Raw genomic sequence first — 25,663 nt, 5'->3', positions numbered from 1 at the left:
GAATAACCTTTTCTCGATAAATGATACAATAATTCGATTTACGAGAATGTATCCAAGTCACCTCTCGACTGTCAATATAAAATCGCTCTTTTAGCCATTTCGATCGCAATCAAAAGGGCGCATTAAGAATACAGACTGCACTATCAGTAGCTTTCTGAGATAAATAACAAGAATAGCCCCACTTTGACTAAAGCAGGGGTGAGCTATAAAAAATTCCTAAATTCAATTAGTACTTTTCAATGTCTGCTGAAATTGTTTCTCAATGAGCTTGGAAAGCTTTTCCGCCATACGTTTGACCAGCGCGACATTGAGGTCTTGGTTGGTGTCGATGATGCCTTGGATGGTTCCTGTCACGCATAGGCTATGCTGTGTACGCTGTCCGTCGATCCTGATCGGGGCGGCGATCGCGGCAAATCCATCCACATCTTCTCCGATGCAATAAGCCACCCCGGTTTTGCGCACGAGTTGCAGCTCGTGCACGAGAACGTCGAAGTCGACCTTGGTCGCCGCCGTGAACCGCTTGAGCGGCTTGTCGAACACCGAAGCGATGAAGTCCGCATCCTGAAAGGCGAGGATCGCCTTGGCGGAGGCGCCGGCATGGGCCGGAATTTCATGCCCAGGGATGATGTAAGCCCTGACCAGATTGCCGGGCGCGACCATGTCGAGGCTGCGCACGCTGTCGCCGGCCAGCCGCGCGATGAAGCAGGCCTGGCCGGTCTTTTCGGAAAGTTCTTGCAATGTCGGGCGCGCAACCACCTTGAACCAATCGTCGCTCGCCCCCGAAAAGAGCAGTCTTTCCAGCCGTCGCCCGAGTTTGAAATTGGCCGCCTTTGGGCCGCTCTGCTCGATCAACTCGACGTCGGCCAAGCTCTTCATCAGCCTGTAGGCGGAGGCCTTCGGCAGATCGAGCATCTCGCCGACCGCGGTCCCCGATATGCCGCCCGGAAAACCGGCGACGATCTCAAGAATACGCACATAGCGCTCCAAAGGCTTTTCAGCGGCCGCTTTGCTGGTCGGAGTCTTTGCCATGATTTCGATGCTCTAGCCCCTTGCGATTCGATCATCATGCCAGTCGAAATAGCGCATGGCCAAGGGCACGAACCACGGCGAGCCGTTGAAGAAGGGCGCCGTGGGGAATTTTTCGACATCGAAGGCCGATGACATGTCTCCCCGTTGAAGGATCCGGGCAGCAAGCTTCTCCCCGAAATGCGTTCCAAGAGGGATGCCGGCAAAGTTGTAGCCGAGGGCGAAGAGCACGCCATCCTTCACGCCGATATGAGGCATGAAATCGAAAGTTCCGGCGCATTGCCCGGTCCAGGCCCGGCTGAGGCGGACCCCTTTGAGGTCTGGCAGAATTTTCACGAGGCGCTCGCGGAGCGCACCAGCGAGCGGCGTCGCCGTCGGGCTCGCCGTGCCAGTCATGCCGCCGAAGAGAATGCGGCTTGAATCAGGGGCCGGGCGGATGAAATCGATGTTCATCCTGGTGTCGAGATAGGTTCGGCGGCGCGGTATCACCTTGTCGATTGTTTCCGGCGGCAACAGCTCGGTCGCAATGACAAAACCACGGAAAGGAATGACCCGCCTTGCGAGCCATTTCAGGTCTCGGCTGGTGTAGCCATTGGTGGCGACGATGACATGAGGGGCAGCGATGTTTCCCCTCGAAGTCCGGACGATCTTCTCCCTCGCGCTGTGGTCGATGCCCATCACATTGGTAAGAGGGTACAGCCTGACGCCGGCCTCAAGCGCCTTGTGGACAAGGCCAGCGTGATAAAGTCCGGGATGAATCGAACCGAGATCCGGAATCACCGCGCCGCCATGGTAGCTGTCGGAGGCGATTTCGGTGCGAACTTCATCCTTCTCGACGACAGAATAATCGAACCCGACGGCTTGTCGGGTCTGTTCGAGCTCTGCGATCAAAGCTTGAAAATGGGCCTTCGAATTGGCGCCAATGAAGCGGCCGCAGGTCTGATAATGGCAATCGATACGCTCACGCTCGACGAAGGCCCGGACACCGCGCAGAGCCGCGTCGAGCTCGCGATAGACCTTCACCGCGTATTCGCGCCCCGATCTTTCCGCCAGCCATTCGACGGACCGCTTGAGAGTACGGCCGACGAAACCGGCGTTGCGGCGCGCAGCGCCCTCGCCGATCCTTTGCGCGTCGACAACGGCAACGTCGCAGCCCGCGCGGGCCAGATGCAGCGCTGCGACCAGACCCGTAATGCCGCCGCCTACGATGACGACGTCGGCCCTGCCGCCGAGGCCGGCCGGTTCCGTGTTCTCGTGGGCTGCGGGAGGCGGCGCCGCCGACCACCAGTAAGGCTCCTCGAGATAATCGTCGGCGAACAATTTGGCTTGTGCAGCATCAATCTTCCCGTTGTCTTGCGACATGACGTGCAGCATCAATCTACCTTTTCTTATTGGCGTTGTAGGCCACAGCCATCATGCAACTCGTCAGTATGATCATCACCGCGGCGGCGGCCAGGATCGTGGGATCGAGTTGTTCACGTAGTCCCGTGAACATTTGCTTCGGAAGCGTACGCTGCTGAGGCCCGGCGATAAACAGCACCATCACCACTTCGTCGAATGACGAGGCGAAGGCGAAGACGGCTCCCGCCGCTACACCTGGCGCTATTATCGGAAGCATCACCGTTCGAAACGCCGTTATACGGCCGGCTCCTAGACCCGCCGCGGCCCGCATCAGATTGAAATCGAAGCGCGTCAGCGTCGCCGTAACCGTAATGACGACGAAGGGCGAGGCCAGGATGGAGTGAGCAATTACGACGCCGGCATAGGAATAGTTGAGGCCGAGCGGCGAAAAGAAAATAAACAGCCCGAGGCCGAGCACCACGACGGGAACGATCATTGGCGAGATGGCCAGCGCCATCACGGCGGTTCGGAAAGGAAACTGCGGATTGACAAGCCCGATGGCCGCGAGCGTGCCCAAGGTCGTGGCCAGGATGGTCGTCGCAACCGCGATCACCAGACTGTTGAGCATTGCCCCGGTCCACAGAGGCGAGGAAAAGAGCTGCTCGAACCAGCGAAGGGACAGTGCACGGAATGGATAGGTGAACCAGGGATCGGCATTGAGCGAGATTGGAAGAGCGACCGCCAGCGGCAGCACCAGCAGCGCCAGGATGATCCCCACAAACGCATAGAGCGGTATCCGAATGCAAGTCGGAAACTCGGAGTAGACGCGGCGACCCATGCTCATAACCGATCCGACGAATGACGTGCGATATGTCGCCCAAGCGGGAGAGCAACGAGACCGGCACCAAGGATGAGCACGGCGCTGAGTGCCGAACCCAGCCCCCAATTCAGATCCTCATTGGTAAACCTTGCAATGAAGAAGCTCACCATCTGATCGGACGGACCACCCACCAGCGCCGGTGTCAAATAGAAGCCGAGGCACAGCACGAAGGTGAGAAGTCCGCCGGCGGCGATGCCTGGGACCGCCTGTGGCAGAAAAATCGTCCGATGAGCCAGGAGTGGGCCGGCGCCGAGGCTGCGGGCGGCCTTGACCTGGTTCGCTGGGATGGCCCGCATCACGCTGATCATGGGCAGGACCGTGAACGGCAACTGGATCTGGATCATCGCGATGATGGTCGCCATGCGCGTGTAAAGCAGGGGCAGTGGCTCCGATATCAATCCCGCTCCGGCCAGCGCGTTATTGAGGACGCCATTGGTCTGAAGGAAGACTATCCACGACATGGTTCGCACCAGCAGCGAGGTCCAGAACGGCAGGAGAATGAAGAACAGGAGGACTGCTGCTGTCCGCCCGCTTGCATTGGCTATGACATACGCGACCGGGTATCCGATCACGACTGTGAGGCCTGTCACGACAAGGCTGATCAGGATCGTGCGGAGGTAGATCGACCGGAAATCGTAGCTCGTCTCCTGGGACGACCGCCCATCGGCCTCTATCTTTACAGGAAAGCCCGTCGCCCAGCGCAGATAGAAGGCGCTGTAGCGACTATCGTAGTGCTTGAGGATGCTCCAGACACCGCTTTGTCCCCAGGCCGGGTCGGCTTCGATCAATTGGACCTTCCAGGCCTGCGGGTCGGCGCGGTCGAAATCGCTGGAAAGCACCCGCTGCGCGTTGAGGATGATGTTCATCCCGCGAGACAATTCGTAGGCCACGCGACGACCTAGCGGGCGTACTGACCCGGCATGTCCTGCAGCCTCGAGTTCCTGTCCAAGCGTCATGTAGACGGCGTCGGTCGGAAGCTGATCTCCGTCCCAGGCCTGAAGCGCCTGCGTTGTCAGCGGCAGCGCTCTGGCGATTTCTCCGTCCGATACCGCCGTATGAACGATCGAACCGATCGGGATCACTAGGAACAGAAGCAGGAAAATCAGGAGCGGTGCCGCCGGAAGAGCAGCCCGAACTGCTCTCCGGCGGTTGTCGCTCTTGATCGGCGAGCGAATGACGACATGCGGCGTCGATGACGCGATGCTTGGCGCAGGCGTATCAGTTTGCGTCATTACCAAGCCCACATCGCCGTACGGCAGCGTCATCCGAAAACTCCCACCACTCGGCTTACTGGGAAATCCAGCTGGAGAAGCGGGCGTTCAGGGCATCGCCATTTTTGCCCCAGAATGTACCGTCCTGGGCCAAGGCGCCCTCGCTGTTTTCAGGGGCTGACGGCAGGTTCGCCAGCACGTCCTTGGCAACGAGATCGCTGGCTGCCTTAACCGTTGGGCCGTAGGCGATGTAACTGCTCAGGGCGGCGTTGACATCCGGCTTGAGGCTGAAGGCCACGAACTCCTTGGCGGCCGCAAGGTTCCTCGAACCGGCCGGAATGACCCACATGTCAAAGCCACGAATCTGATTGGTCCAGGCGATCCCAAGGTCGGCATTTTCCTTGGCGTTGGCGTCCGCAATACGGCCGTTCCAGGCCAGCGCCATCTTTACCTCGCCGGATTTGAGAAGCTGCGGCGGCTGGGCGCCGGCCTCCCACCAGACGATGTCCTTCTTGATCGTGTCGAGTTTCTTGAAGGCCCGGTCGACGCCGGCGGGAGTGGCAAGCGCCGCATAGATCTCCGACGCCGGTACGCCATCGGCGAGCAAGGCGAGTTCGAGCGTGTCCACCGGACTTTTGCGGAAGCCGCGTTTGCCGGGGAAGGACGCCGTGTCGAAAATATCGGTCAACTTGGTGGGCGCCTTCGGGAATGCTTGTTTCTGAAACGCCAGGATCGTGGCGTAGACGCTCGTTCCCACTGCGCAATCGGTAAGGGCGCCGTCCACGAGACCCGCTGACTTGAAGGCCGCATCGGCACCGATCTTCTCAAGCAAGCCCTGGTCGCAGGCGGTCGCCCCCGTCTGCGGATCGACGTCGACAACATCCCAGGCGACATTGCCGCTGTCGACCATGGCACGCAGCTTGGCCAGTTCACCGCTCCAGGTGTCCTGGGTGACGGTAATGTTCTTTGATTTCGCATATGGATCGAGGAATGCCTTTGTCTGCGCCTCCTGCAGAGCCCCACCCCAGGACACGACGGTCAGGCCGTCCGCCAGGGCTGGAAAACTCACTGCTGCCAGGACAAGCCCGACAAAGCACGACTGCTTGAACGAATGCGCTCGTAACATTTTGATGTCCTCTCTGGATTTTCAGTTGTGTTATCTGCCGTCTAGCGCCCATGCATCGCGCGGTTCCCAGTTGAGAAGGACAGGGTTGCCCATCTCCATCTGGGCTCCCACCGATGACGGACTTTTGGCAATCAACCGTTCCCCGCCCGGCAGTTCGACGTGGATCCGGAACTGGTCGCCGCAGTAAATGACTTCGCTGACCCGCCCGGTAAGCGTTTCGGCGCTGCTCTGCCCGGCGATGCGGACGCTCTCTGGCCGGATGGCGATCGTTGCGCGTTGATCGAGCTTCGTGTGAGCGCTGCTGCGCGCCCAGATTTCCTGACCGCCGGCGAGCCTTGCGCGCGCCAGGCCGCCTTCGATCGAGACGATTTTCGCATCGAGACAGTTATTGTCGCCGACGAACTCCGCCACGAAGCGGTTCGCGGGATGGCCGTAAATATCTTGCGCTGAACCGATTTGCTGGATTCGCCCGTTGTTGAAAATGGCGATCCTGTCGGACATCGTCAGCGCTTCGTGCTGATCGTGCGTCACATAGACGACTGTCAGGTCAAGTTGATCGGCGATCCGGCGGATTTCGAGCTGCAGGTCCTCGCGCAGCTTCTTGTCCAGGGCGCCGAGCGGCTCATCCATCAGCACCAGGCTGGGCTCGAAGACCAGCGCTCGAGCGAGTGCCACTCGTTGCTGCTGGCCGCCTGAAAGGGCCGTGGGCCTGCGCTGCGCAAGGTTCGAAAGCTGGACCGTCGCCAGCGCTTCGCCGACGCGAGCGGCAATCCGCTCCTTGGACACGCCCCGCACCCGTAAGGAATAACCGACGTTCTCGGCGACCGTCATGTGCGGGAAAAGCGCATAGTTCTGGAACACCATTCCGATGTTCCGCTTTTCGGGTGGTTTGTCCTGGATCGGCCGCCCGTCGAGCGTAATTTCACCCCCCGACGGATATTCGAAGCCGGCAAGCATCATCAGCGTCGTCGTCTTGCCCGAGCCGGAGGGACCAAGAAGCGTCAGGAATTCGCCTTTCCCGATGTCCAGGCTGAGATCGCGCACGACGAAGCTATGGCCATCGTAGGTCTTGGATATGCCGGTCATACCGACATGCGTCGCTGGCTGAACCATGGCTGAAAGTGCTGCTCCCATTTCATTGTTCTCGATTATTGAGAATCATTATTGAATATCGAGAATAGAAGCACCCGGGTTCGCTTGCGTCAATCCCCTGGGAGGAAATTCGGTGCGCCAGACGGCAGCATTCTTCGATGCTTGGGATCGGCCTGGGGACGGTGGAGCGCAGGCGCGGGCCTTCGAAGGGCTCTATATAACCGGCTTATGGAGCACCCAGCCATGCACAAGGTGGCTGACCGGCGGCGACAAGCCGGTTCTCCCAAGTGCCGCTACGGGAGATTATTGTTTCCACTCTCGGCTGGCGTTTCCCTGTCCGGGAAGACTTCCTCAAGGACGATTTGCCATTGCGGATTTCGTCGCCCACGAACCGCTGCAGGCTGCTCGCGCGCTTGTCGATCGTAAGCAGAGATCAGCCGTCGCCTAGGTGCGGGACGCGCCTCTGCACAAGCACGATGGATAAACGTCTACGCAACAGCTTCCGGTGGCGGACATTTCTTTCGGTCCGCCACCGGCCCTCTAAATACCGAAAGGATTGGGTGAAGCAGTCGCCCGCATGGCCGCTGTGCTGCGAATGCCGGTTGGCGCAGCCTCGCCCAAAACTTCATCGCCGATGATACCGCTTCCAAAGTCGCCGAAGAGCTGGCCTGTCCGAGCGCGGTTCAGATGCAAAGTCGCCCTTGCTTTGTCGCCGGCTTGAAAGCCCCGCGGGCCCTCAGGTCAGAGCCGCCGTGACGATTTGCGTCGTCGTCCACATATGCGAAGCGATCGCTGCGCAGGCGCGTTTCACGTCGCGGGCAATCACGGCATCTGCGATATCCCTATGCTCGCGCGCCACATCGCGTTCCATTCGTGCCAACGGCACCGACAATTGCCGGTAGCGCTCGCTCTGGTCATACAGTTGCGAGCGGATCCGAAGCAGCCAGCGATTGCCACAGCCCGAGACCAAAGCGCGGTGAAACTCCCGATGCGCCTTGACCCAGCGCTGATCCAGGACAGCGGCGTCACCGGGAATCGTATACGGTGTGTGGCTGAGGCGGTGAAGTGCGGCGACGATGTCGGTTTCCCATTCAAGCCCGCCTTTCTCGATCGCCAGCTTTAGGCACTCTTGCTCGATGCGGACGCGGGCATCGGTCAATTCAGCGAGATCTTCCGGGGACACATCCGAGACCGTGTACCCCCGCTGCGCCCTTGCATCGACAAGACCCTCAGCCGAAAGTTTCGACAGCGCTTCGCGGACGGCGCCCAGACTCACGTCGTATTTCTGAACGAGAGCCTGGATGTTGATCTTTGAGCCCGGAAGCATGCGGCACGAAATGATATCGTGTCGAAGCTGCTCGTAGACATCATTTGCGATAGTGCGGGCTACGGGATCCATTTTAATGCCGCTTGCTTAGCCGAGGAAGTGATGCAGATGCATTAGGCATGCTGCCGCTTTCCGGCTGGCTTGAGTCGTATGTCAAAGCTGCAGGAATCATTCCGCCGTCCAGCCGCCATCGATTTTTATGGAGGTGCCCGTCATCAATGCAGCGGCGTCCGAACCCAGAAAGATAACGGCACCCATGAGATCCTCGACTCGCCCGAGACGGCCAAGCTTGATTTTGGACAATACCTCATTTCGAAAAGCTACGCTCTCGAAGTAAGGAGCGGTCATCGGCGTCTCGATGAAGGTGGGGGCAATACTATTGACCCGGATACCTTGCGGCGCGAGTTCGACAGCCATAGCCTTCACCAGCCCCTCTACCGCATGCTTGGACGCGCAATAAAGCGTCCGCGCTGCCATTGCCACGTGACCCATCTGCGAAGTCGTGAAGATGATCGAGCCCCGGATCCGCTCCGCCACCATTTTACGCACAACCGCCTGCGCGGAGAAATAGGCAGCCCTGACATTGAGATCGAGGACGACGTCATAGTCCTCCTCGGTCACCTCGGCCATCAGTTTAGGCCGATTGGTTCCCGCGTTGATCACTGCGATGTCGAAAGCCGGCTGCTTCCCGATCAGTTCGCGGGTTCCGGAGATGTCGGTAACGTTCAGAACGAGCGCTTCTGCTTTGCCGCCACGATCCCTTAGCGCCATCGCGGCATCCTCGACCTCGCTTCTGGTTCGCGCGGCCAGGACTGTTTCGGCTCCCGCGTCCGAAAGCGCCGTAGCCAAGGCCAATCCGATCCCTCGCCCCGCGCCCGTCACCAGCGCGCGGCGCCCGTCCAGGCGGAACGACGGCGCCTTCGGCAGAGTAACGGGCGACGGGTTCATTCCGCCGCCTCGGCATAGGGAACGTTGCGCGCACCGTAACGCCGCAATCTCACATTGGCCTGCTCGGCATGACCGAGGAAACCCTCGAGGACACAGAGCCGGGAGCAGTATTCGCCGATCATCACTGAAGCTTCGTCGGTGAGAACCTTCTGGTAGGTGCAGGTTTTCAGGAACTTGCCGACCCAGAGCCCGCCCGTGAAACGCGCCGTTCCCAAAGTCGGAAGCGTATGATTGGTGCCGATCACCTTGTCGCCATAGGCGACATTCGTCCTTGGCCCGAGAAAAAGCGCTCCATAGTTGGTCATGCGGCGGAGGAAGTAATCCGGGTCTCGCGTCATGACCTGCACATGCTCGGAGGCGATGCGGTCCGCCTCGCTCACCATTTCCTCATCGGTGTCGCAAACGATCACCTGGCCGTAGTCGCCCCAGGCCTGTTTCGCGATAGGTGCGGTCGGCAGAATACCGAGAAGCCGCTCGACCTCGGCCATTGTCTGCGTCGCAAGTTGCTCGGACGTCGTCAGCAGGATCGCCGGCGAGTTCGGCCCATGCTCGGCTTGTCCGAGCAAGTCCGTGGCGCAGAGCTCGGCATCGGCCGTCTCGTCCGCGATCACCAGCGTTTCGGTCGGGCCTGCAAGCAGATCGATGCCGACACGGCCGAACAGTTGCCGCTTGGCTTCGGCGACATAGGCGTTTCCCGGGCCGACCAGAAAGTCGACCGGCGCTATCGTCGCCGTGCCGATCGCCATCGCGGCCACCGCCTGAATACCGCCCAAGACATATATCTCGTCGGCCCCCGCCAGCGCCATGGCTGCTATTACCGCTGGGGCCGGTTTGCCCTGGAACGGAGGCGTCATGGCGATTACGCGCTTTACGCCGGCCACTTTGGCGGTGACGATTCCCATATGAGCGGATGCCACAAGCGGATATTTGCCGCCCGGCACGTAGCAGCCCACCGAATTCATGGGAATATTGCGATGGCCGAGCACCACGCCGGGCAATGTCTCAACCTCGACATCCTGAAGCGCGGCCTTCTGGACTTCGGCGAAGCGACGGATCTGTGTCTGCGCGAATTGGATGTCGTCCAGTTGCCGGCGCGACAGCGCGGCGAAGCACGCGTCGATTTCATCCTTCGACAGACGAAAAGATGGTGGCGACCACCGATCAAAGGTTTCGGACAGTTCCCGCAACGCCGCATCGCCACGGGCTTCAACATCGGTGAGAACACGTTCGACGGTGCCGCGGACAGCGCTGGCATCGGTCGCCTTGGCTTCCGCGGATCGACCCGACTTCAGTATCCTGATCATGCAATTTCCCTCACTCTGTGTTCTTCCGCCGAATGCCTTCGAAAAGCGTTCCGCCCTACTCCGCCTCATAGTTGCGAGCGAAGTCGTCGGGCGGAGTCGGGCCCCAGATGTAAAATGAATCTTCCGGGTCGTGGTCCTGGGATTCCCAATCCACTTCGGCCGGGATGTAGTCTATGTCGCACGAGTATTCCGCATAGCTGCCCCAGGGATCGCGGATGTAGTGGAAGAAGTTCGAGCCCAGCACATGCCGCCCCAGTCCCCAGCCGCGTGAAAAACCCTTGTCGGCCATCTGCATTGCGCCCAGGCCGACCTGGTCGATCAGCGGCACGTCCCAACTGGTGTGGTGCAAGCCGGGAGCCGACGACTTGACGAAGGCGAGCATATGGTGGTCGCTGCCATGGCGGCCGTGCAGGAATGCGATGTTGTCTCCCGAGCGGTCGGACAACCCCATGCCTAAAACGCCGGTGTAGAAGTCGATCGCTTTCTGAACATCGCGGGTAAAGATCAGGATGTGCGCGAGCCGCGTCGGGCGAACCTTCGTCGCCTTGCTGCGCAGCGGCGCGCCGACGATGCCCGCAGGAGTAGATACATGCCCTCCCTGCATCTTGAAATCCGGCGACGTCTTCGCGGTCACGACCAACTCGATTAAATTGCCGTCATGGTCGCGGAACCACAATCCGTTGGATTCAAAGCCCTTGGGCGGAGACAATAGCTCCATCCCTTTAGACTCCAGATGCAGTTTGAAACGCTGGAAATCGGCGTCGAAGACGCCGAAGGACAGATGCTGCAACTGCTTTCGCGAGCCCTCGACAAAGAAACCCCAGTCATGATCGACCCCCTCCGTGCGCACGGCATAGCCGGAGCGGTGGTTGACAACGTCGAGGCCGAAAGCCTGATGGAAGCGCTCGGCCTCCTTAAGGTCGGGCACTGCCAAAACGAAATGGTTGACGGAATGGATGCCGAGGATGCCCTCGCCTCTTGCTTCGAGCTGCCGCTTGCGAATAGCCGTCATCGTCGTCCTCCACAGAGTGCCAACGCCTCACATCCGCTGGACACCAGAGATCATTATGAAAAATATATTTTCAAGTCAATAATGCGATCTAATTACTTTGGCAGTGGTGTTGGCTGATATGCGAGGAGACGCCACTGTTTTCCGCGCTTGCCCCACACCGCCATACAAGAATTGTTGATCTCCCGGACCGCGGTCCCAACGGTCGCCTTCGCGCTCATGGTTCCGGCGACGACGGCGCAGCTCTCGCACACGATGACGCGTTCGCTGCTGTGATGGATTTCGTGGTAGACGAAGAACCGGCTGGCGACCTTCTTCAGATAAGCCGCCTTGTCGTCTCGTTCTCCGAACGAGTGCGTATAGACCAAGTCGTCGTCGAGAAGATCCTCGAGCACCGCGACATCGGACGCCAGCATCGCCGAATAGCGTTTCTGCTCGAGGATCTCGATGAGGCGGCGGACCTCGTCGGCAAGGCCTGCTTCGGGGAAATCCATGGTTGTCCTCGCAGTTTCAGGCAGTGATCAGCGGCGCGAACGGCACGAAATGGTCCGTCCAGAGGCGGGGCGGCAGCGCACCCCAGCGGTTCACGACCTTAGGGTTCGATAGGTTTTCGCCCGGATCGGCAATTCTTGCCTGATGGTTCTCGTCTTCGATGACCTCCATTTCGGCGATACATTCCACCAGGAACCCGGACCGATCGATGTAATAGGCGAACAGATTGTCCCCGGCACCGTGGCGCCCGGGCCCCCAGACGAGGAAGCGCCCCTGCGCATCAAGCGTATCCCCCAGCCGCTTGAAATCGTCGAAGCTGGCGAATTCCCAGCTGAAGTGGTGCAATCCGCTTGGTCCTTTTACGGTCGCTACCGTGTGGTGGCGGTTGTCGGCCGCGCGCATCCAGACGATTTCATGGCCAGTTGTCCTCTCGGACTGTCGAAGCCCCAGCACGGTCTGGAGCTCGTTGCTGATCGCTTCCGAGTCCCTGCTCGACAGGTTTACGTGGTCGAGGCACCGCGGACGAATGCCCGGGCCTGTATGGCGGACCGGCTGCGTCAGCGGTATTGGGGTATGGACTTCAAAGATGTGGCCTTCGCTGGTAGCGAAAGTCACCGAGCGGTCGATGCACGGCAGGGAAGGACGTTCGGAGAGGACCGTGAGGCCAGCTTGTTCGGCGCGACGTCGCACCGCCGCGACGGCGTCGACATTATGAGCCTGCAGCCCGATGGATCGGACGCTGTCGCTGTTGCTGGCGTACAGGATCAGTTCGGCATGGCGCTGGTTAGAGGTTAGCAACGCGCGACCGTTCTCCCGTTCGACGACGCGGACCCCGGCGACTGTGCACGCGTCTTCTATCGCAATGTCGATATCCGCAACGTTGAGAGCGACATATCCCAACCGCTGAACCATCGGTCTCATCGGACCCTCCCGAGATGCGATTTTTCGGCCGTCAACTGGGTCACTTGACGATGCCAATCTTGGTCCTGTCCGTCGTCACGGCGACCGCGACCAGGATGATGATGCCGAAGGCAACGTCCTGCGCAGCACCCGGCAGGCCCGCGATCGTCGCGCCGACGCGGACCATCACTGCCGTGAGCCCACCTATCAGGCTTGCGGAAAGCCCACCTACTCCGCCCGAAATCGCGGTACCGCCCGCCACCACGCCGACCAGCGCAGGCAGCAGCAGGTTGCTTGCCATCGTCGGTGCGCTGTAGAGGGTCTGCGACAGAAGCATTATCCCTCCAAGAGCAGCGCACATCGAGGAAATCGCGAAAGCGCAGCCCCGGATCAGGTCACGCCGGACACCTGACATATAGGCAGCCAACTCGCTCGCGCCGAAGGCATAAATATCTCGACCAACGCGGGTGAGACGCAGCAGAAGGGCGAGGAAAATCCACACCGCGACCACCGTGATGAAGGCGTTGGGCACGCCTTGCGTTCTGCCGCCGAGGAAGTCGAGCGGCGCAATTCCGGGACCCAGGCCCACGGTCGAGGCATTGCTGAGATAGAGCGCCAGGCCCGAAAACAGGCCAAGCGTTCCAAGGGTCATGACGAACGAAGGAATCTGGAGCCGTCCGATCAGCCATCCCTGGACAGCCCCAATCCCTCCGGCTCCGAGGAGCACGATCGGCACGGCGGCCGAGCCGAATTCAGGGACAAGCAGCGCCACGACCACCGCTGAAAACGACGCCATGGCGGCGGCAGACAGATCGATGCAGCCAAGCAGCACTGGAAGCGTGCAGCCAATAACCAGGATCAGCAGCGGAGCCGCGTCGAAGAGCAGCGCATTGACCGCGCGCCATTTGAGAATGCCTGGCGCGATCCAGACCACGGTTGCAAACACCAGTACAAGGACCAGGGCCGGCCCGCACGCTCGCAGCAGGTCGCCCGCGGACCGGATCGATGGGAACATTTGGGCAAGTGCGCGGGTCATGACAGGCTCCGATGGGGCAGCGAGGTCAAGTCTCGATAGCGATGATCGCGGCGCGTGCTCATACCATCGCCCTCACGATGTCTTCCTCTGACGGCCGTTTGGTCTGGACGTCGTCGAAACGCTGGCTGACCCTGCCGTCTCGCAGCACCAGGATCGTATCGGAGAGCGTCACCATCTCATCGAGCGTATCGCCCACGAAAACGATCGACAGGCCATCCTCGGCCAGTTGCCGGATCGCGTTGAAAAGATCGGCACGCGCGCCGGGATCGAGACCGCGTGTCGGATGATCGAGCACCAGCAGCCGCAGCGAACGACCGAGAAGCCATTTGCTGAGCACCGCTTTCTGCTGATTTCCGCCGGAGAGCTGGTCGATGCGGTGGTCGAGTGACGGCGTTTTGATTTTGAGCCGCTCGACCCAATTCGCCGCCTGTCGCCGCTCGCGCCGCTTCGACAGCACGAGCCCGCCATAGCCGTAATCGGACCCGAAGGTAACGGTCATGTTCTCGCAAACACTCATCCCCTTCATCATGGCTTCCGTCTTCCGCTCGGCGGGGACGTAGCCGATGCCGAGGCCCACCGCGCCGCTCGGGCAGCTCATGCGCACCGGCCGGCCCTCATAATCGATCGCGCCGCCATAACGCTCTTCCACGCCGAAAATCGCCCGGCAGACCGCTTCCGCCCCGGATCCCTGGACGCCGATCAAGCCGACGATCTCCCCGGGCGCGACGTTGAACGTCACGTCCGCAACCTTGCCCGCCACCGTCAGGTCGCGGACTTCCAGTCGCTTTGGCACGCTCTTGTCGGGGGGATTGCTCCGCGGCAGGACCGAACCCGCGCGCTGGCGTCCAACCATCAGCTCATACAGTTCGTCAGGATCAGTCTCGCCCTTCGTTCTTTCGGCGACATTGCGTCCGTCGGAGAGCACATAGACCCGATCGGAGATTGCGAGCACTTCGTCCATGCGATGCGAGATGAACACAACCGACGAACGGGCCCTGAGCCGCCGCACCTGCCGGAACAGCGCCTGGATCTCGGTCGGCGTCAGCACCGATGTCGGCTCGTCGAACAGGACAACGAGATGGCCCTCCACCAATTCCTCAAGCGACAGCACTTTGGCGAGTTCGACCATCTGGCGCTGCGCGAAGGTTAGCTGATCGACGGGCGTGTCCGGAGCAACGTCCAGTTCGACCTTGTCCAGTTGGACACGGGCCGCATCGTTCATCTGGCCGCGCCGATAGAATCCGAAGCGGCTGAAGTCCGTCGGCTTGTCGATGAAAAGGTTCTCGGCAACGGTGAGATTACCGATCAGCGACTGCTCCTGATGGACCAAGCCTATGCCCGCTCGCGCCGCCTCGAGCGGAGAGCCGAAGCGCACCAGCGAGCCTCGCAGACGCATTTCCCCGGCGCTTGGTTGATGGAGGCCGCCGACAATCTTCATCAATGTCGACTTGCCCGATCCGTTCTGGCCGATCAGGCCGAGAACTTCGTGCTCGCGCAGCTCCATATCGATCTCATCGAGGGCAACCACGCCGGGAAAGCGCTTGGACACGTTTTGCAGGGACAGGAGTGCGCTCATTTTACCACTCTGGTCTTGCGTCGCAGGTGCCAGGTGGATGCGGTAACCGCGACAACGATCACCACGCCCTCGATGGCTTTTTGCAGCAGGGGATTCGTTCCCGTCTGCACAAGGCCGTTGCGTAAGATGACGAGAACCAGGACGCCGATGAGCGAGTGCAGGACGCCGCCACGGCCGCCGGACAGCAGCGTGCCACCGATCACACAAGCGGCGATTCCGGGAAAAAGCAGTCCCTCTCCGGCGAGCGGATTGCCGACGCCGATTTGCGCCGCGGTGAAAATTCCGGCCAGGCCCGTCAGGCTCCCGCAGATGGCGAAGGCGCTGACCTTGTAGAGGTTCACATTGACGCCCGCCAAACGGACGAGGGCCTCATCGGCGCCGATGGCAAAGCCGATACGGCCAAGCTTTGTGCGCCGCTCGACAATGAAGGCGATGAAGGCGAACGCCACAGCCAGGTACACGAGCGCGCTGAGGCCGAAATGTTTGTGCAGGGCCAGCCCGACAAAGCCGCTGTCGAGGATTTGCGGCTGCCTTGAGGGGAAGAGCAACGCAGCCAGGCCAAGCGTGATCAGCCACATGGCGAGCGTGACGATAAGCGACGGCATCCGCAGGTAGGCATACAGAACTCCGTTGAGGACGCCGACGGCCAGCCCCGCGGCCAGCGCAACCAGGATCGCACCCGCACCAAGATCGTAGGCCGTGACGCTGTTCGCGATGAGAATCGAAAGCAGGATGTTGGCAAGCGAGGCCACCCCTTCGCTCGACAAATCAATCGAGCCCTGCACCAGCACAAAAGTCATCCCGATCGCAACGACGGCAGGGACCGCCGCCGACTCCAGGATCGCCTGCAGATTGGCTCCCGAAAGGAAATTCGGGGTCAGGCTGGTGAACACCGCCACCATTGCCAGGAGCGACAAGATGGGGCCGGCGGACTTCAAGACACCGATTCCCGCCTGGCCAGATCGCTGCCGCGCTCCGGCTTCCCGGCGGCGCGGGGAAGCCATTGCGCTGGCGTCCTGGGCGTGTAATTGCGCCTGGGTCATGTCGCGGCTCAGTTCACACCGACCGGGATCTGACCCTTTGACCGAGCCCAGAAATTCTTCTTGAGCGCGTCGTAGGAGAAGTCGGCTGGATTCGGCTGGGCCGAGAGCATCGCATCGACATTGTCCTTGGTCGCAAGCGTTTGCTCCAGGTAGAAATCGCGCTGCGCCTGCTCCAGGTCAGCGATCTTGAAGTCTCCCGAGGCGACTGCGTAAGCAAGTGCTGCCGCGACCGCCCCGTGCAGCTGCGAGCTGATCCGCATGCTGGACAGCATCTCGCCGGACTTGATCAGCTTCAGCACGTCGCTCGATCCGTCCGAGCCGGTGACGGGAACCTTGCCTGCCAGGCCCTTCTCGCGCAACGCCGCGACCGCGCCGAGCGCCATGCCGTCATTTTGCGCGAAGACTCCCTTCAACTGCTCCCCGTAACGCGCAATCCACGTGCGGGTGATGTTTTGACCTTCGGTCTGTCCCCAATTGCCGATCTGCGTGTCGAGGATCGTCATGCCCGGGCATTCCGACACCGCCTTCAAGAGGCCGATCTCTCGCTGCTTCGACGGCGGATTGTCCGGCGTTCCCTTGAGAACCGCGATGCCACCCTTGCCGCCGATCGCCTTACACAGCGCCATGCCGTTCTGGTAGCCGGAATCGACACCGTCGAAAGAGATGTTGGCGATCCAGGCATCGGGTGCCGTGTCCCAGGGATGGATCTCCTCAGGACGGTTCCACATCGTCGTCATGAAGGCGCCCCCGGCTTCCGCCCGCTCGACGAAGGCCTTGGTGAAGGCTGTGGAGTCCGGAAACCAGGCGAAGGCGCAGCCTTCGCAGCCGGCGGCAAGTATTGCCCCCAGCTGCTGCATGTGTTTCTGGCCGTCGAACCCGCTCTCGTAAACCTCGAGTTTGGCACCGACCGAGTTCGCCACCTGCTGGGCGCCCCAGATAACTTCCTGCCAATACTCGCTGCTGGTCGTTCCGACCGCCAGATAGATGGTCTTCGGCTTCTCCTGGGCGACCGCACTGTCGCCGGCCAAGGGACCGATCATTACCACGGCAATTGCCACAGCAGCCGCTACCGCGGCTGAAATCCTTTTCAGCAGTGTCACTTCATCCTCCCGATGATCGTGTTCCGTCCGAGGCCCGTGTTCCACGGCCCATGCAAAGCGACACTCCATCAAAAAATCTATTTTGTAAAGACTAATAAATTATCTAGTGATAAAAGTGATGACTTTCTCGCTGCAGGCTGTGGAGGATCGGTTATGGAAACGGGAGAAACTGTGCTCGTCACGGGCGCGACAGGCCGGACAGGCAAAGCCGTCATCGCGGCGCTTGCCGAACGCGGAGCGCGGGTTCGCGCGATGACTCGCTCGCGAGCGGGCGAGGACGGGCTTCACGCCATAGGCGCACACGAGGTCTCGCTGGCCGATCTCGGGGATCGATCCTCGCTGGAGGACGCTGTCTCAGGTGTTGCCAGGCTCTATCATATCGGACCACGTTTCAACGACTGCGAGGTGGCGTTCGGGGCCAACATCATAGCGGTCGCCCGCAACGCCGGTCTAAGGCATTTCGTCCTGCACTCGGTCTTCCACGCGCAATGCCGGACCATGATCCATCATCGGCAGAAGCTTGACCTGGAAGAGATGCTGATCGAATCCGGCCTTCCCTACACCATCCTCCAGCCTGCGATGTACATGCAAAACATCGCCCTCGAATGGGCAAGGATTGAAGCCGAAGGCATCTATGAACGCCCCTATCGGACAGATCTTTCGATGGCGATGATAGACCTTGCCGATCTGGCCGACGCGGCGGCAACCGTCCTCACCAGCGCGCGCTACGTCGGAGGGGCGTACGAGCTGGTCGGCCGAGAGCCGCTATCCCACGCTGGCATGGCGAAGATCTTGAGTAGGCTCCTGGGCAAGCCGATACGCGCGGCGCGCTACGCGCCGGCGGAATGGCGACGTCGAAATGCTGGCCGGTTTCCCGACGACTACCTTCGGATCTACGAGGCGATGTGCCGGCACTATGACCGCTTCGGCCTGCCGGGCGGTAATCCGGCGGTGGCATCGATGATCCTCGGCCGGGAACCTGCCAGCTTCGAGGACTTTGCCCGGCGTTTCGTCGCCGAACGGAAGGCAACCTAGAGAGGGACGAAAATGCCCGCGGCGTTGCCTTCCAGCCTCAGTGTCAGGCTGTCGCCAGACTGACACCCGCCTCCGCCAGCATCTTGCGCGATGTGTCTCCCGACCGTATTCCGGCATCCCTCGCCGACAGCGCATCCGCCTCGAGCGAGAAGACCTCCGGCCCGACGTGGCGAAGGTTACCCTTGCCGGCAACGATCTTGATGATCTCCACGACGTCGAACTCGCCTTCTCCCGGAAAATTCCGGTAGTTGATCGTATCGTCGAAGAGCGACTTTCCCACCTGCCGCCGCACGCCGTCATCGATCTGCATGCCGGCCAGATGCTTCCCTGGCAGGCGCTTGAGCAGATCGAGCTCATAGGCACCCTTGGAGAAGTGCCATACATCGACAAGGATGCCTGCATTGGACGGATTTACGCCGCTGACGATCGCCCAGGCATCGGAGAGGTTGGGCATTCCCCAGAACGGCATGAATTCGAGATCGATCCAGTATCCCTGCGCATGGGCGCGCTCACACAGGTGCCCGAATCCATCGACCAGCCGGGAAAGCTCGACCGTTCCTTTGTCATAACCCGCAACGGCCAGGATCGACGTCAAACCGAGCTTCTCGCACATCCGAAATGAGTGGTCGGTGCTGACGTCGAAGCGTGCGCGCAGCTCCGGCGAACATTCCGCCGGGACACGGATGGGCGCCCAGTCGGTCAGCGAATCCAGATAGCGCAGCGGAGCTCCTGCATCGGCGGCCATCGCTTTCATGTCCGACGGGGTGAGCCCCGACTCCAGCGCATCGAGATAGGTTTCGGGCGCGATGGCAAGAGCTGTAAAGCCGCCGGCCTTCGCGGCCTCCACATGCCCCCGAAACCCGTGAATGCGCGCCGAGGCAGGCCAAAAAACGAAATCGATAGATGGCAACATCAGAAATCCCTCCCTTGTCTTGTCGCAGCGCCGTACCCGCACCGACCGGCAAAGGCGACACGCCGCGTCGGTCGATGCCGTGATGAAACAGCCCGATGATCGGGCTCAACGCCGATGTTTCGATGTGCGGCCGGCGTCAGGCGGCGGCCGCCGCGCCGAAACGATGTGGAATACCCGCCTTGTCGAAGACGTTGGCGAGGGCGACCCGGCTCCGATTGCCGATCTCCTCGGCCGACAGCGTGTCGTAGAGCCCGGAGAAGGTTTCGGGTCCGTAACGGTTGAGACCGCCGATGCGGCGAAGCTGTTGGAGCAGTTCGACCACGGGAAATCCGCCCGTACCGGCATCCACGCGGTGGAAAATACAGTCGTCGAGCAGCGACAGGCCGGGCTTCAGCTGGGCGGAGGCATCGGCGATCTGCACGGTGGAGATCTTGTCGCCGGGGATGCTGTCAAGCAGCGCCGGATCCGGTTTTCCGCGCAGATAGTGCCAGAAGTCGAAGACAAGGCCGCTGTTATCGCGATCTGCGGTCCTGATGATCTTCCAGGCGGTCTCAAGATCAGGAAGTCCCCAGAATGGGATGAATTCGAGGTCGCAGCGCCAGCCCAGGCCGGCAGCCCTGTCGCAGGTCCTGGCAAAGCCCTCGATCAGTTGATCGATCGATACCTGGCTCTTTGGACAGGTGATGATGCAGCTCATGGAATCGACCTGAAGCGCCTCGCCGATGCGGAAGAAGTCGTCTTCGTCGAAACCGAAGAAGCCGAGCGAAAACGCGGCCGGATCGAGATTGTCGGGCAACCAGTGCGTCGCCCAGCGCGCATAGGGATCGAGCTGGGTCAGCTTCACCCCTTCGTCATCCGCCATAAGCAGCATGTCCTTGGTGGTGATCCCGTCGGCAAGCCAGCGGCAATAGTGCCATGGCGTCATAGAGATGGCATCGCAGCCCGCCAGCCTCGAGGCGCGCAACTGCTCCCTCAGTGGCAGCGACCGCACCGTTCCCACCCACATTATCGTCGACGACTTGTCCATACTCTCCTCCTTGTCGCAGCCAGGCACGAAGCCTGTGGCGCCTCAAAAACCTTCGAATACAATCTTGCCGTTCACGGAACCGGCCTCGATATCCCGATGCGCCTGGATCAGCGCGTTCGCCGACGCCGGTCCCATGCGTTTGGCCAGCGTGGTTCGCACGTGCCCGGCATCGACCAACTGCGCCAGCTTGCGCAGAATTGCGCCCTGTTCGGCCATGTCCGGACGCTGAAAAACCGACCGCGCCATCATTGAATGCATATGCAAGGTGATGCATTTGGTTTTCAACGTTGTGAGCGGAAAAGGATCTGCATCGTCGAGCACTCCGATCGATCCGAACGGCTGAACAAGATCCACGAACTGACCCTGATGCCGAGGCGTCTGGGCGAGCGCCATCAGGAGATCCACGCCCTTGAAGCCAAGAGCATCCACCTGTGGCTTCAACGGCTGGCGGTGGTCGATTACGTGCATTGCGCCGAGCTCTCGGCACCAGTCGGCCGTTTCCGGCCGGGACGCCGTTGCAATCACAGTCAAATCGGTCAAAGCGCGCGCCAGCTGGATCGCCATGGAGCCGGTTCCGCCGGCGCCGCCGATAACCAACAAGACACGCTCGTCGGAAGCCGGTCTTTGAAGAGCGCCAAGCCTGTCGAACAGGAGTTCCCAGCTTGCCAGCGTCGTCAACGGCAAGGCCGCCGCTTGCGCGAAGTCCAGGCTCTCCGGCATCCGCGCGACGATCCGCTCGTCCACCAGCTGGTATTCGGCGTAGCTGCCCTGGCGAACCACCGAGCCTGCATAGAACACGGCATCGCCGGTCTTGAAGTTCATCGCCTTTGGCCCTGCCGCAACAACCACGCCGGCGGCATCGTAGCCGGGTACCTTCAGCGCTCCCGCCGGGTCGACCGTGCGCCTCAGCTTCGCGTCGAGCGGATTGACCGAAATGGCTCTTATTTCGACCAGCAAATCGCGATCCTGCAGGTCACCCGGCCGGGAAAGTTCGACATCGACGAGCGCGTCAGGGGCATCGACAGGCCCTGCCTTGGTAAATCCGACTGCCTTCATCCGACTGCTCCTAGAACAGACTGCGGATCGAGCCGCCATCGACGCCCCAAACCGACGATGTAACGAAGGAAGCGCGCTCCGAAGCGAGGAAGACGATGATGTCCGCCACCTCCTCAGGTTCGCCCATGCGTTCAAGCGGCAGCTGCCGCAGCTTCATTTCGTGGTCGACCGCCTGACGCGGCGGCATGCCGTGAACTTCCGACAGTGTTTCCGCAAAGCCGCCCGGCCTGGACCAGAGAGGGCTCCAGACGGGCCCCGGCGCGACCGCATTGACCCGGACGTGGGGAGCCTCGGCGCGGGCCAGACTTTTGGTGACACTCACCAGCGCGGTCTTGAGGGCGGCATAGTCGGCAGGAATGGTCTCCGGCTGGCGCGCGAGATCGGATGTGTTGTTGACGATCGAGCCGCGGCTTTCCCGCAAGCGCGGCAGCAGCGCGCGCGTCATGCGGATATTGCTGAGAAAATTGACATCGAATGTGCGCTGCCAATGAGCGTCCGTCAGGCTATCGAAGGGCTGTGCGTCGACGATACCGACGTTGTTGATCAGAACATCCAGTTTGCCATTTTCGCCCGAAAATAGGTCGGCGATGCCCTTTTCGACACCTTGCGCCGTGGATAGATCGGCGACAGCGATGGTGACGCTCACACCTGCCGCCGAGGCTGACGCTTCTGTCTCCCGCAGACCCGCTGCATCTATGTCGATGAGCCGCAGGTGTGCCCCTTCCCGCGCGAACGCGAGCGCCGTCGCCCGGCCTATGCCGCTTGCCGCACCCGTCACGAGCACGGTCTTTCCTTGCAATCCAGTATCCATGTGTCCCTCGAGCAATGGTTGGTCCGCGTTCCGCCTCGACGCAGTGGAACGCCGGCTGTGCTGCTGTTGTCGAGCGCTTGCCGGATCTCCCCGTCAGGCCGCCTTGCCCGTCACGTCTTCGGTGCGAACTTCGTCGCAAACCGGATTGACCAGTTTTCCTAGGCCCTCGATCGAGACCTCGCACCTGTCGCCATCCTTCATCAGCAGACGCGGGTTGCGTGCCCATCCGATGCCGGCAGGGGTGCCACTGACGATCAGGTCGCCCGGTTCGAGAGTGATCGCCTCACTGATCGTCTCGATGAGCGTTGCGACGTCGAAAAGCATGTCATCCGTGTTCGCCGATTGGACGGTCGCACCGTTAAGGCGCGTCTCGAGCCTTAGTCCCTTGCCGCCGGCCGGCACTTCATCAGCCGTCACCAGTGCGGGTCCGAAACCACCCGTGGAATCAAAGTTCTTGCCGACAGTCCATTGCGGCGACTTGAACTGATACTCACGGACCGACCCTTCGTTGAAGATCGAATAGCCGACCACATGGTCATGGGCGCGCACCTTCGGGATGTGACGGCCGCCCCGCCCTATCACAACCACCATCTCGCCTTCGAAATCCAGGCTTGTCGAGGCAAGCGGCCGCACGATCGGCTGATTGTGGCCCACCAGCGTCGTGGCGAAGCGCGCGAACAGCGTTGGGTAGTCCGGTTGCTCATATGGCGACTCCTTGGTGTGATCGGCATAGTTCAGCCCAACACAGATGATCTTCGGCGGCCGCGCCAGCGGCGGAAGAAAGGTGACGGCATCAGGATCGAATTCAGGGCCGTCGGCGAGTTGACGGCCGACGCGCAGCAATTCTTCCGGGCCGCCAGCTATCAGCTGTACAAGGTCAACTGTGTGGTCGCAGTTGCCGGCGGTCACGCCGCGCAGTTGTCCTGCCCGTTCCACGCCCAACCCGCGTTGGCCGCCAAATTCGAAACTCACGAAGCGCATTATTCCTCACTCACAATGTGTCGCTAGGGTGTGGTGAGGATTTTCCAAAAAATAAGATATGTCAACAAAAAATCTATTTTTCTGTTGACCGTCTGATCAACCCAGGCATATTAGTCACATCGCGGGCTGGCTGAGGAGGAGCCGACTTCTGCGTGACTAAGCGCCGGTTGCACGACGGCCAGCAACACAGTTTGGGAGGATTGACAATGAAGGCCCTTCGTTTTCATGCCGCGCGCGACCTGCGCCTGGAAGACATTGATCCGCCCGCCGATCCGAGGTCTGACGAGGTCATCGTCCAGGTCAGCCATTGCGGTATCTGCGGAACCGACATCCACGAATACCTGGACGGGCCGATATTCGTATCGACCGAGCCGCACCCGCTCACCAGGGCATCGGCGCCGCTCGTGCTTGGTCACGAGTTCTCCGGCAGGATCGCCTCGGTCGGGCAAAGCGTCAGCCGCTTCGCCGGGGGCGACAGGGTCGCGATCCTTCCACATCTCAACAGGCCGGGAGACTATTTCGTGCGCCGCGGAATGGGCCACATCAGCGATACCACGGCCTTGGTCGGCCTGTCCTCGGCCTATGGCGGCATGGGGGAATATGCGGTCCTCCCACAAGACAATGTTGTGAAATTGCCCGACGAGGTGAGCGATGAGCAGGGAGCGCTTTTCGAGCCGATGGCTGTTGCTCTCAATGCGACCGATCGGGGTGGCGTCCATGCCGGCGACAGCGTACTGATCACCGGCGCCGGGCCGATTGGCGTCCTTGCGGCGATGGCCGCGAAAGCGGCCGGAGCGTCGAGAGTATTGATATCCGAAGCCAGTCCGGCACGACGGCGCAGATTGCAGTCTCTCGGACTGGGCTACGAGATCCTTGATCCCACTTCAGCGGATTTTGTCGATGCCGTGCTGGGGTCGACCGAAGAAGGTCTCGGCGTCGATGTGGCGGTCGAATGCGCCGGCAACGAACGCGCCCTGGCCGACTGTATCCGGCTTGTGCGACGCGGAGGAACGATTGTCCAGGTGGGCATCTTCGTCAATCCTCCCCGCGTGGACATGCGGCTGCTGGTTTCCAAGGCCGTGACGCTGACGACGAGTTGGGGCTTTCCGATCACCATCGGCCCCCGCGTCGTTCAAATGATTGCCGCCGGACAGGTCCAGCCCGAAAAGATCATCACCGGCCGGGTGACCATGGCTGACGCAATTGCCGGAGGCTTTGATGCGCTGGCCAGATCGGACCAGGACCATCTGAAGGTGCTGATCGCAGTCGCAGCCTAGAGTCGGCAAGCAACGACTTTTCATTCGACAAAGGAGGAAGAACGATGGGCCGTCTCGAGGGCAAGGTTGTGCTTGTGACCGGCGCAGCACAGGGAATTGGTGCGGCGATCGGAAAGCTTTTCGCCGCGGAAGGGGCGGTGCTTTATCTGAGCGACGTACAGCCGTCATCGAAAGGAGATCTGCCGACTGGCGCCGAGCATCGGCGGCTGGACGTCTCGAAGGAAGGTGATTGGCGCTCCGTCGTCTCGGAGATTGTCGATCGTCATGGTCGTCTGGACGTTTTGGTAAACAACGCCGGTATCGTCGAGCACTATGGCCAGATAGATGCCACCAGCACCGAAGCCTGGCACCGCGTCATCTCGGTCAACCAGACCGGAACCTTCTTCGGCATGCGCGAGGCCATCCCCGTGATGAAACGAAACGGCGGGGGCGCGATCGTGAATTTCTCGTCGATCTGGGGCACGGCGGGCGCCGCGGGGGCAGCGCCCTATCAGGCTGCGAAAGGCGCGGTGCGCACGCTGACCAAGAACGCAGCCATCAGCTACGCCAAGGACAACATTCGGGTGAACTCGGTCCATCCGGGCATCATCTGGACACCGCTCATCGAAGGCCAGAGCAAGGAGATGAACGACGGCATCATTGCCGTAACTCCGATGGGGCGAGCAGGCAGGCCCGAAGAGATCGCATTTGGCGTGCTCTATCTGGCGAGCGACGAGTCCTCCTTCGTGACCGGCTTGGAACTGAATATAGATGGCGGCTATCTGGCGCAGTGACCGATAACTGCCTCCTAGACTAGGCCGACGTGCGTCCTATGGCAGCCCTTCTGCGAGCCACTTTGTCCAGGTTGCGATTGTGATCCCACCGGCCATGCCGGCACAGTCGGCAATCCAGTCGAATACATCAGGACCGCGGCCTATCAGTTGTGCACCCTGAACAACCTCAATCGCTACGCCCGAAAAAGCGAGGAGGACAATCAGCTTTGCCTTGTGCTCCGTCCAGCCGAGACTTCCCAAGGCCGCCAAAACGGCGAATGCGGCGGCGTGGGTGAGCTTGCCGTGATGCGTGAAGGTCACGCCCAAATCCTGCAGGAGCCACTCCGGAAAAAGAGCGAGCAGGAGAACGCCGGCCAACGCAGCAAGAAAAGCAATCCTT

25 protein-coding genes are annotated in these 25,663 nt (G+C 61.0%); 3 read left to right on the top strand and 22 right to left on the bottom strand.

Annotation, left to right across the window (positions count from 1 at the left end; genetic code table 11):
- Positions 1 to 222 precede the first annotated feature (222 nt).
- The 16 genes from AC0L26_RS23305 to AC0L26_RS23230 form a co-directional block, all read right to left on the bottom strand.
- Positions 223 to 1,029: an IclR family transcriptional regulator gene (locus AC0L26_RS23305; protein WP_473634688.1), complete on the bottom strand. Its 807-nt coding sequence runs from the start codon at positions 1,027 to 1,029 to the stop codon at positions 223 to 225.
- A gap of 12 nt (positions 1,030 to 1,041) precedes the next feature.
- Positions 1,042 to 2,400: an NAD(P)/FAD-dependent oxidoreductase gene (locus AC0L26_RS23300; protein WP_473634701.1), complete on the bottom strand. Its 1,359-nt coding sequence runs from the start codon at positions 2,398 to 2,400 to the stop codon at positions 1,042 to 1,044.
- 4 nt (positions 2,401 to 2,404) lie between these two features.
- Positions 2,405 to 3,205 (bottom strand): ABC transporter permease, encoded by an 801-nt coding sequence (locus tag AC0L26_RS23295; RefSeq protein ID WP_473634687.1) that lies wholly within the window; start codon positions 3,203 to 3,205, stop codon positions 2,405 to 2,407.
- Positions 3,206 to 3,207: 2 nt separating this feature from the next.
- The gene (locus AC0L26_RS23290) at positions 3,208 to 4,512 is read right to left on the bottom strand and encodes an ABC transporter permease (protein ID WP_473634686.1); all 1,305 of its coding nucleotides are present in this window, start codon (positions 4,510 to 4,512) and stop codon (positions 3,208 to 3,210) included.
- A 22-nt stretch (positions 4,513 to 4,534) separates the two neighbouring features.
- On the bottom strand, positions 4,535 to 5,584 hold the full coding sequence (locus AC0L26_RS23285) for an ABC transporter substrate-binding protein (protein WP_473634685.1): 1,050 nt from the start codon (positions 5,582 to 5,584) through the stop codon (positions 4,535 to 4,537).
- A gap of 30 nt (positions 5,585 to 5,614) precedes the next feature.
- Positions 5,615 to 6,697, bottom strand: a complete 1,083-nt coding sequence (locus AC0L26_RS23280; RefSeq protein WP_473634684.1) for an ABC transporter ATP-binding protein — start codon at positions 6,695 to 6,697, stop codon at positions 5,615 to 5,617.
- 715 nt (positions 6,698 to 7,412) lie between these two features.
- Positions 7,413 to 8,075: a GntR family transcriptional regulator gene (locus AC0L26_RS23275; protein ID WP_352935260.1), complete on the bottom strand. Its 663-nt coding sequence runs from the start codon at positions 8,073 to 8,075 to the stop codon at positions 7,413 to 7,415.
- Between the two features lie 96 nt (positions 8,076 to 8,171).
- Positions 8,172 to 8,951, bottom strand: coding sequence for an SDR family NAD(P)-dependent oxidoreductase (locus AC0L26_RS23270; RefSeq protein WP_473634683.1), 780 nt, complete (start codon positions 8,949 to 8,951; stop codon positions 8,172 to 8,174).
- A complete protein-coding gene (gene hisD, locus AC0L26_RS23265) occupies positions 8,948 to 10,255 on the bottom strand; it encodes a histidinol dehydrogenase (RefSeq protein WP_473634682.1) in 1,308 nt (435 codons plus the stop codon). The genes AC0L26_RS23270 and hisD overlap by 4 nt, the downstream gene beginning before the upstream one ends.
- Positions 10,256 to 10,310: 55 nt before the next feature.
- Positions 10,311 to 11,267 (bottom strand): VOC family protein, encoded by a 957-nt coding sequence (locus AC0L26_RS23260; RefSeq protein WP_354491276.1) that lies wholly within the window; start codon positions 11,265 to 11,267, stop codon positions 10,311 to 10,313.
- Positions 11,268 to 11,359: 92 nt separating this feature from the next.
- Entirely contained in the window at positions 11,360 to 11,758 is a 399-nt protein-coding gene (locus AC0L26_RS23255; protein WP_473634681.1) for a nuclear transport factor 2 family protein, read from the bottom strand.
- A gap of 16 nt (positions 11,759 to 11,774) precedes the next feature.
- Positions 11,775 to 12,677, bottom strand: a complete 903-nt coding sequence (locus AC0L26_RS23250; protein WP_352935272.1) for a VOC family protein — start codon at positions 12,675 to 12,677, stop codon at positions 11,775 to 11,777.
- A 40-nt stretch (positions 12,678 to 12,717) separates the two neighbouring features.
- Complete coding sequence (locus tag AC0L26_RS23245) at positions 12,718 to 13,692, bottom strand: ABC transporter permease (RefSeq protein ID WP_473634680.1); 975 nt, start codon at positions 13,690 to 13,692, stop codon at positions 12,718 to 12,720.
- Positions 13,693 to 13,750: 58 nt separating this feature from the next.
- Positions 13,751 to 15,268: a sugar ABC transporter ATP-binding protein gene (locus tag AC0L26_RS23240; RefSeq protein ID WP_473634679.1), complete on the bottom strand. Its 1,518-nt coding sequence runs from the start codon at positions 15,266 to 15,268 to the stop codon at positions 13,751 to 13,753.
- The gene (locus AC0L26_RS23235) at positions 15,265 to 16,311 is read right to left on the bottom strand and encodes an ABC transporter permease (RefSeq protein ID WP_473634678.1); all 1,047 of its coding nucleotides are present in this window, start codon (positions 16,309 to 16,311) and stop codon (positions 15,265 to 15,267) included. The genes AC0L26_RS23240 and AC0L26_RS23235 overlap by 4 nt, the downstream gene beginning before the upstream one ends.
- An 8-nt stretch (positions 16,312 to 16,319) precedes the next feature.
- Positions 16,320 to 17,411, bottom strand: coding sequence for a sugar ABC transporter substrate-binding protein (locus tag AC0L26_RS23230; protein WP_473634677.1), 1,092 nt, complete (start codon positions 17,409 to 17,411; stop codon positions 16,320 to 16,322).
- 153 nt (positions 17,412 to 17,564) lie between these two features.
- On the opposite strand from AC0L26_RS23230, the gene AC0L26_RS23225 reads away from it, so the two are divergent.
- Positions 17,565 to 18,446, top strand: a complete 882-nt coding sequence (locus AC0L26_RS23225; protein ID WP_473634676.1) for an NmrA family NAD(P)-binding protein — start codon at positions 17,565 to 17,567, stop codon at positions 18,444 to 18,446.
- Positions 18,447 to 18,489: 43 nt separating this feature from the next.
- Here the strand turns inward: AC0L26_RS23225 and AC0L26_RS23220 are convergent, their stop codons facing one another.
- From AC0L26_RS23220 to AC0L26_RS23200, 5 genes are all read right to left on the bottom strand, one after another.
- Positions 18,490 to 19,359 (bottom strand): sugar phosphate isomerase/epimerase family protein, encoded by an 870-nt coding sequence (locus AC0L26_RS23220; RefSeq protein ID WP_473634675.1) that lies wholly within the window; start codon positions 19,357 to 19,359, stop codon positions 18,490 to 18,492.
- Between the two features lie 136 nt (positions 19,360 to 19,495).
- Positions 19,496 to 20,386: a sugar phosphate isomerase/epimerase family protein gene (locus AC0L26_RS23215; protein ID WP_473634674.1), complete on the bottom strand. Its 891-nt coding sequence runs from the start codon at positions 20,384 to 20,386 to the stop codon at positions 19,496 to 19,498.
- 42 nt (positions 20,387 to 20,428) lie between these two features.
- Complete coding sequence (locus tag AC0L26_RS23210; protein ID WP_473634673.1) at positions 20,429 to 21,442, bottom strand: zinc-binding alcohol dehydrogenase family protein; 1,014 nt, start codon at positions 21,440 to 21,442, stop codon at positions 20,429 to 20,431.
- A 10-nt stretch (positions 21,443 to 21,452) separates the two neighbouring features.
- Positions 21,453 to 22,241 carry an SDR family NAD(P)-dependent oxidoreductase gene (locus AC0L26_RS23205; protein ID WP_473634672.1) on the bottom strand — a complete coding sequence of 263 codons (789 nt, stop codon included), beginning with the start codon at positions 22,239 to 22,241 and terminating at the stop codon, positions 21,453 to 21,455.
- A 105-nt stretch (positions 22,242 to 22,346) separates the two neighbouring features.
- Positions 22,347 to 23,234, bottom strand: a complete 888-nt coding sequence (locus AC0L26_RS23200; RefSeq protein ID WP_473634671.1) for a fumarylacetoacetate hydrolase family protein — start codon at positions 23,232 to 23,234, stop codon at positions 22,347 to 22,349.
- Between the two features lie 206 nt (positions 23,235 to 23,440).
- On the opposite strand from AC0L26_RS23200, the gene AC0L26_RS23195 reads away from it, so the two are divergent.
- The gene (locus AC0L26_RS23195) at positions 23,441 to 24,511 is read left to right on the top strand and encodes an alcohol dehydrogenase catalytic domain-containing protein (RefSeq protein WP_473634670.1); all 1,071 of its coding nucleotides are present in this window, start codon (positions 23,441 to 23,443) and stop codon (positions 24,509 to 24,511) included.
- 44 nt (positions 24,512 to 24,555) lie between these two features.
- A complete protein-coding gene (locus AC0L26_RS23190) occupies positions 24,556 to 25,284 on the top strand; it encodes an SDR family NAD(P)-dependent oxidoreductase (RefSeq protein WP_473634669.1) in 729 nt (242 codons plus the stop codon).
- A gap of 36 nt (positions 25,285 to 25,320) precedes the next feature.
- Here AC0L26_RS23190 and AC0L26_RS23185 read toward each other — a convergent pair whose 3' ends face one another.
- The gene (locus AC0L26_RS23185; RefSeq protein WP_473634668.1) at positions 25,321 to 25,584 is read right to left on the bottom strand and encodes a VanZ family protein; all 264 of its coding nucleotides are present in this window, start codon (positions 25,582 to 25,584) and stop codon (positions 25,321 to 25,323) included.
- Between the last annotated feature and the right edge of the window lie 79 nt (positions 25,585 to 25,663).

The organism is Mesorhizobium sp. WSM4823, from assembly GCF_055811195.1.
The sequence above is the reverse complement of the archived record's forward strand: the minus strand, read 5'-3'. Positions and strand labels throughout refer to the sequence as shown.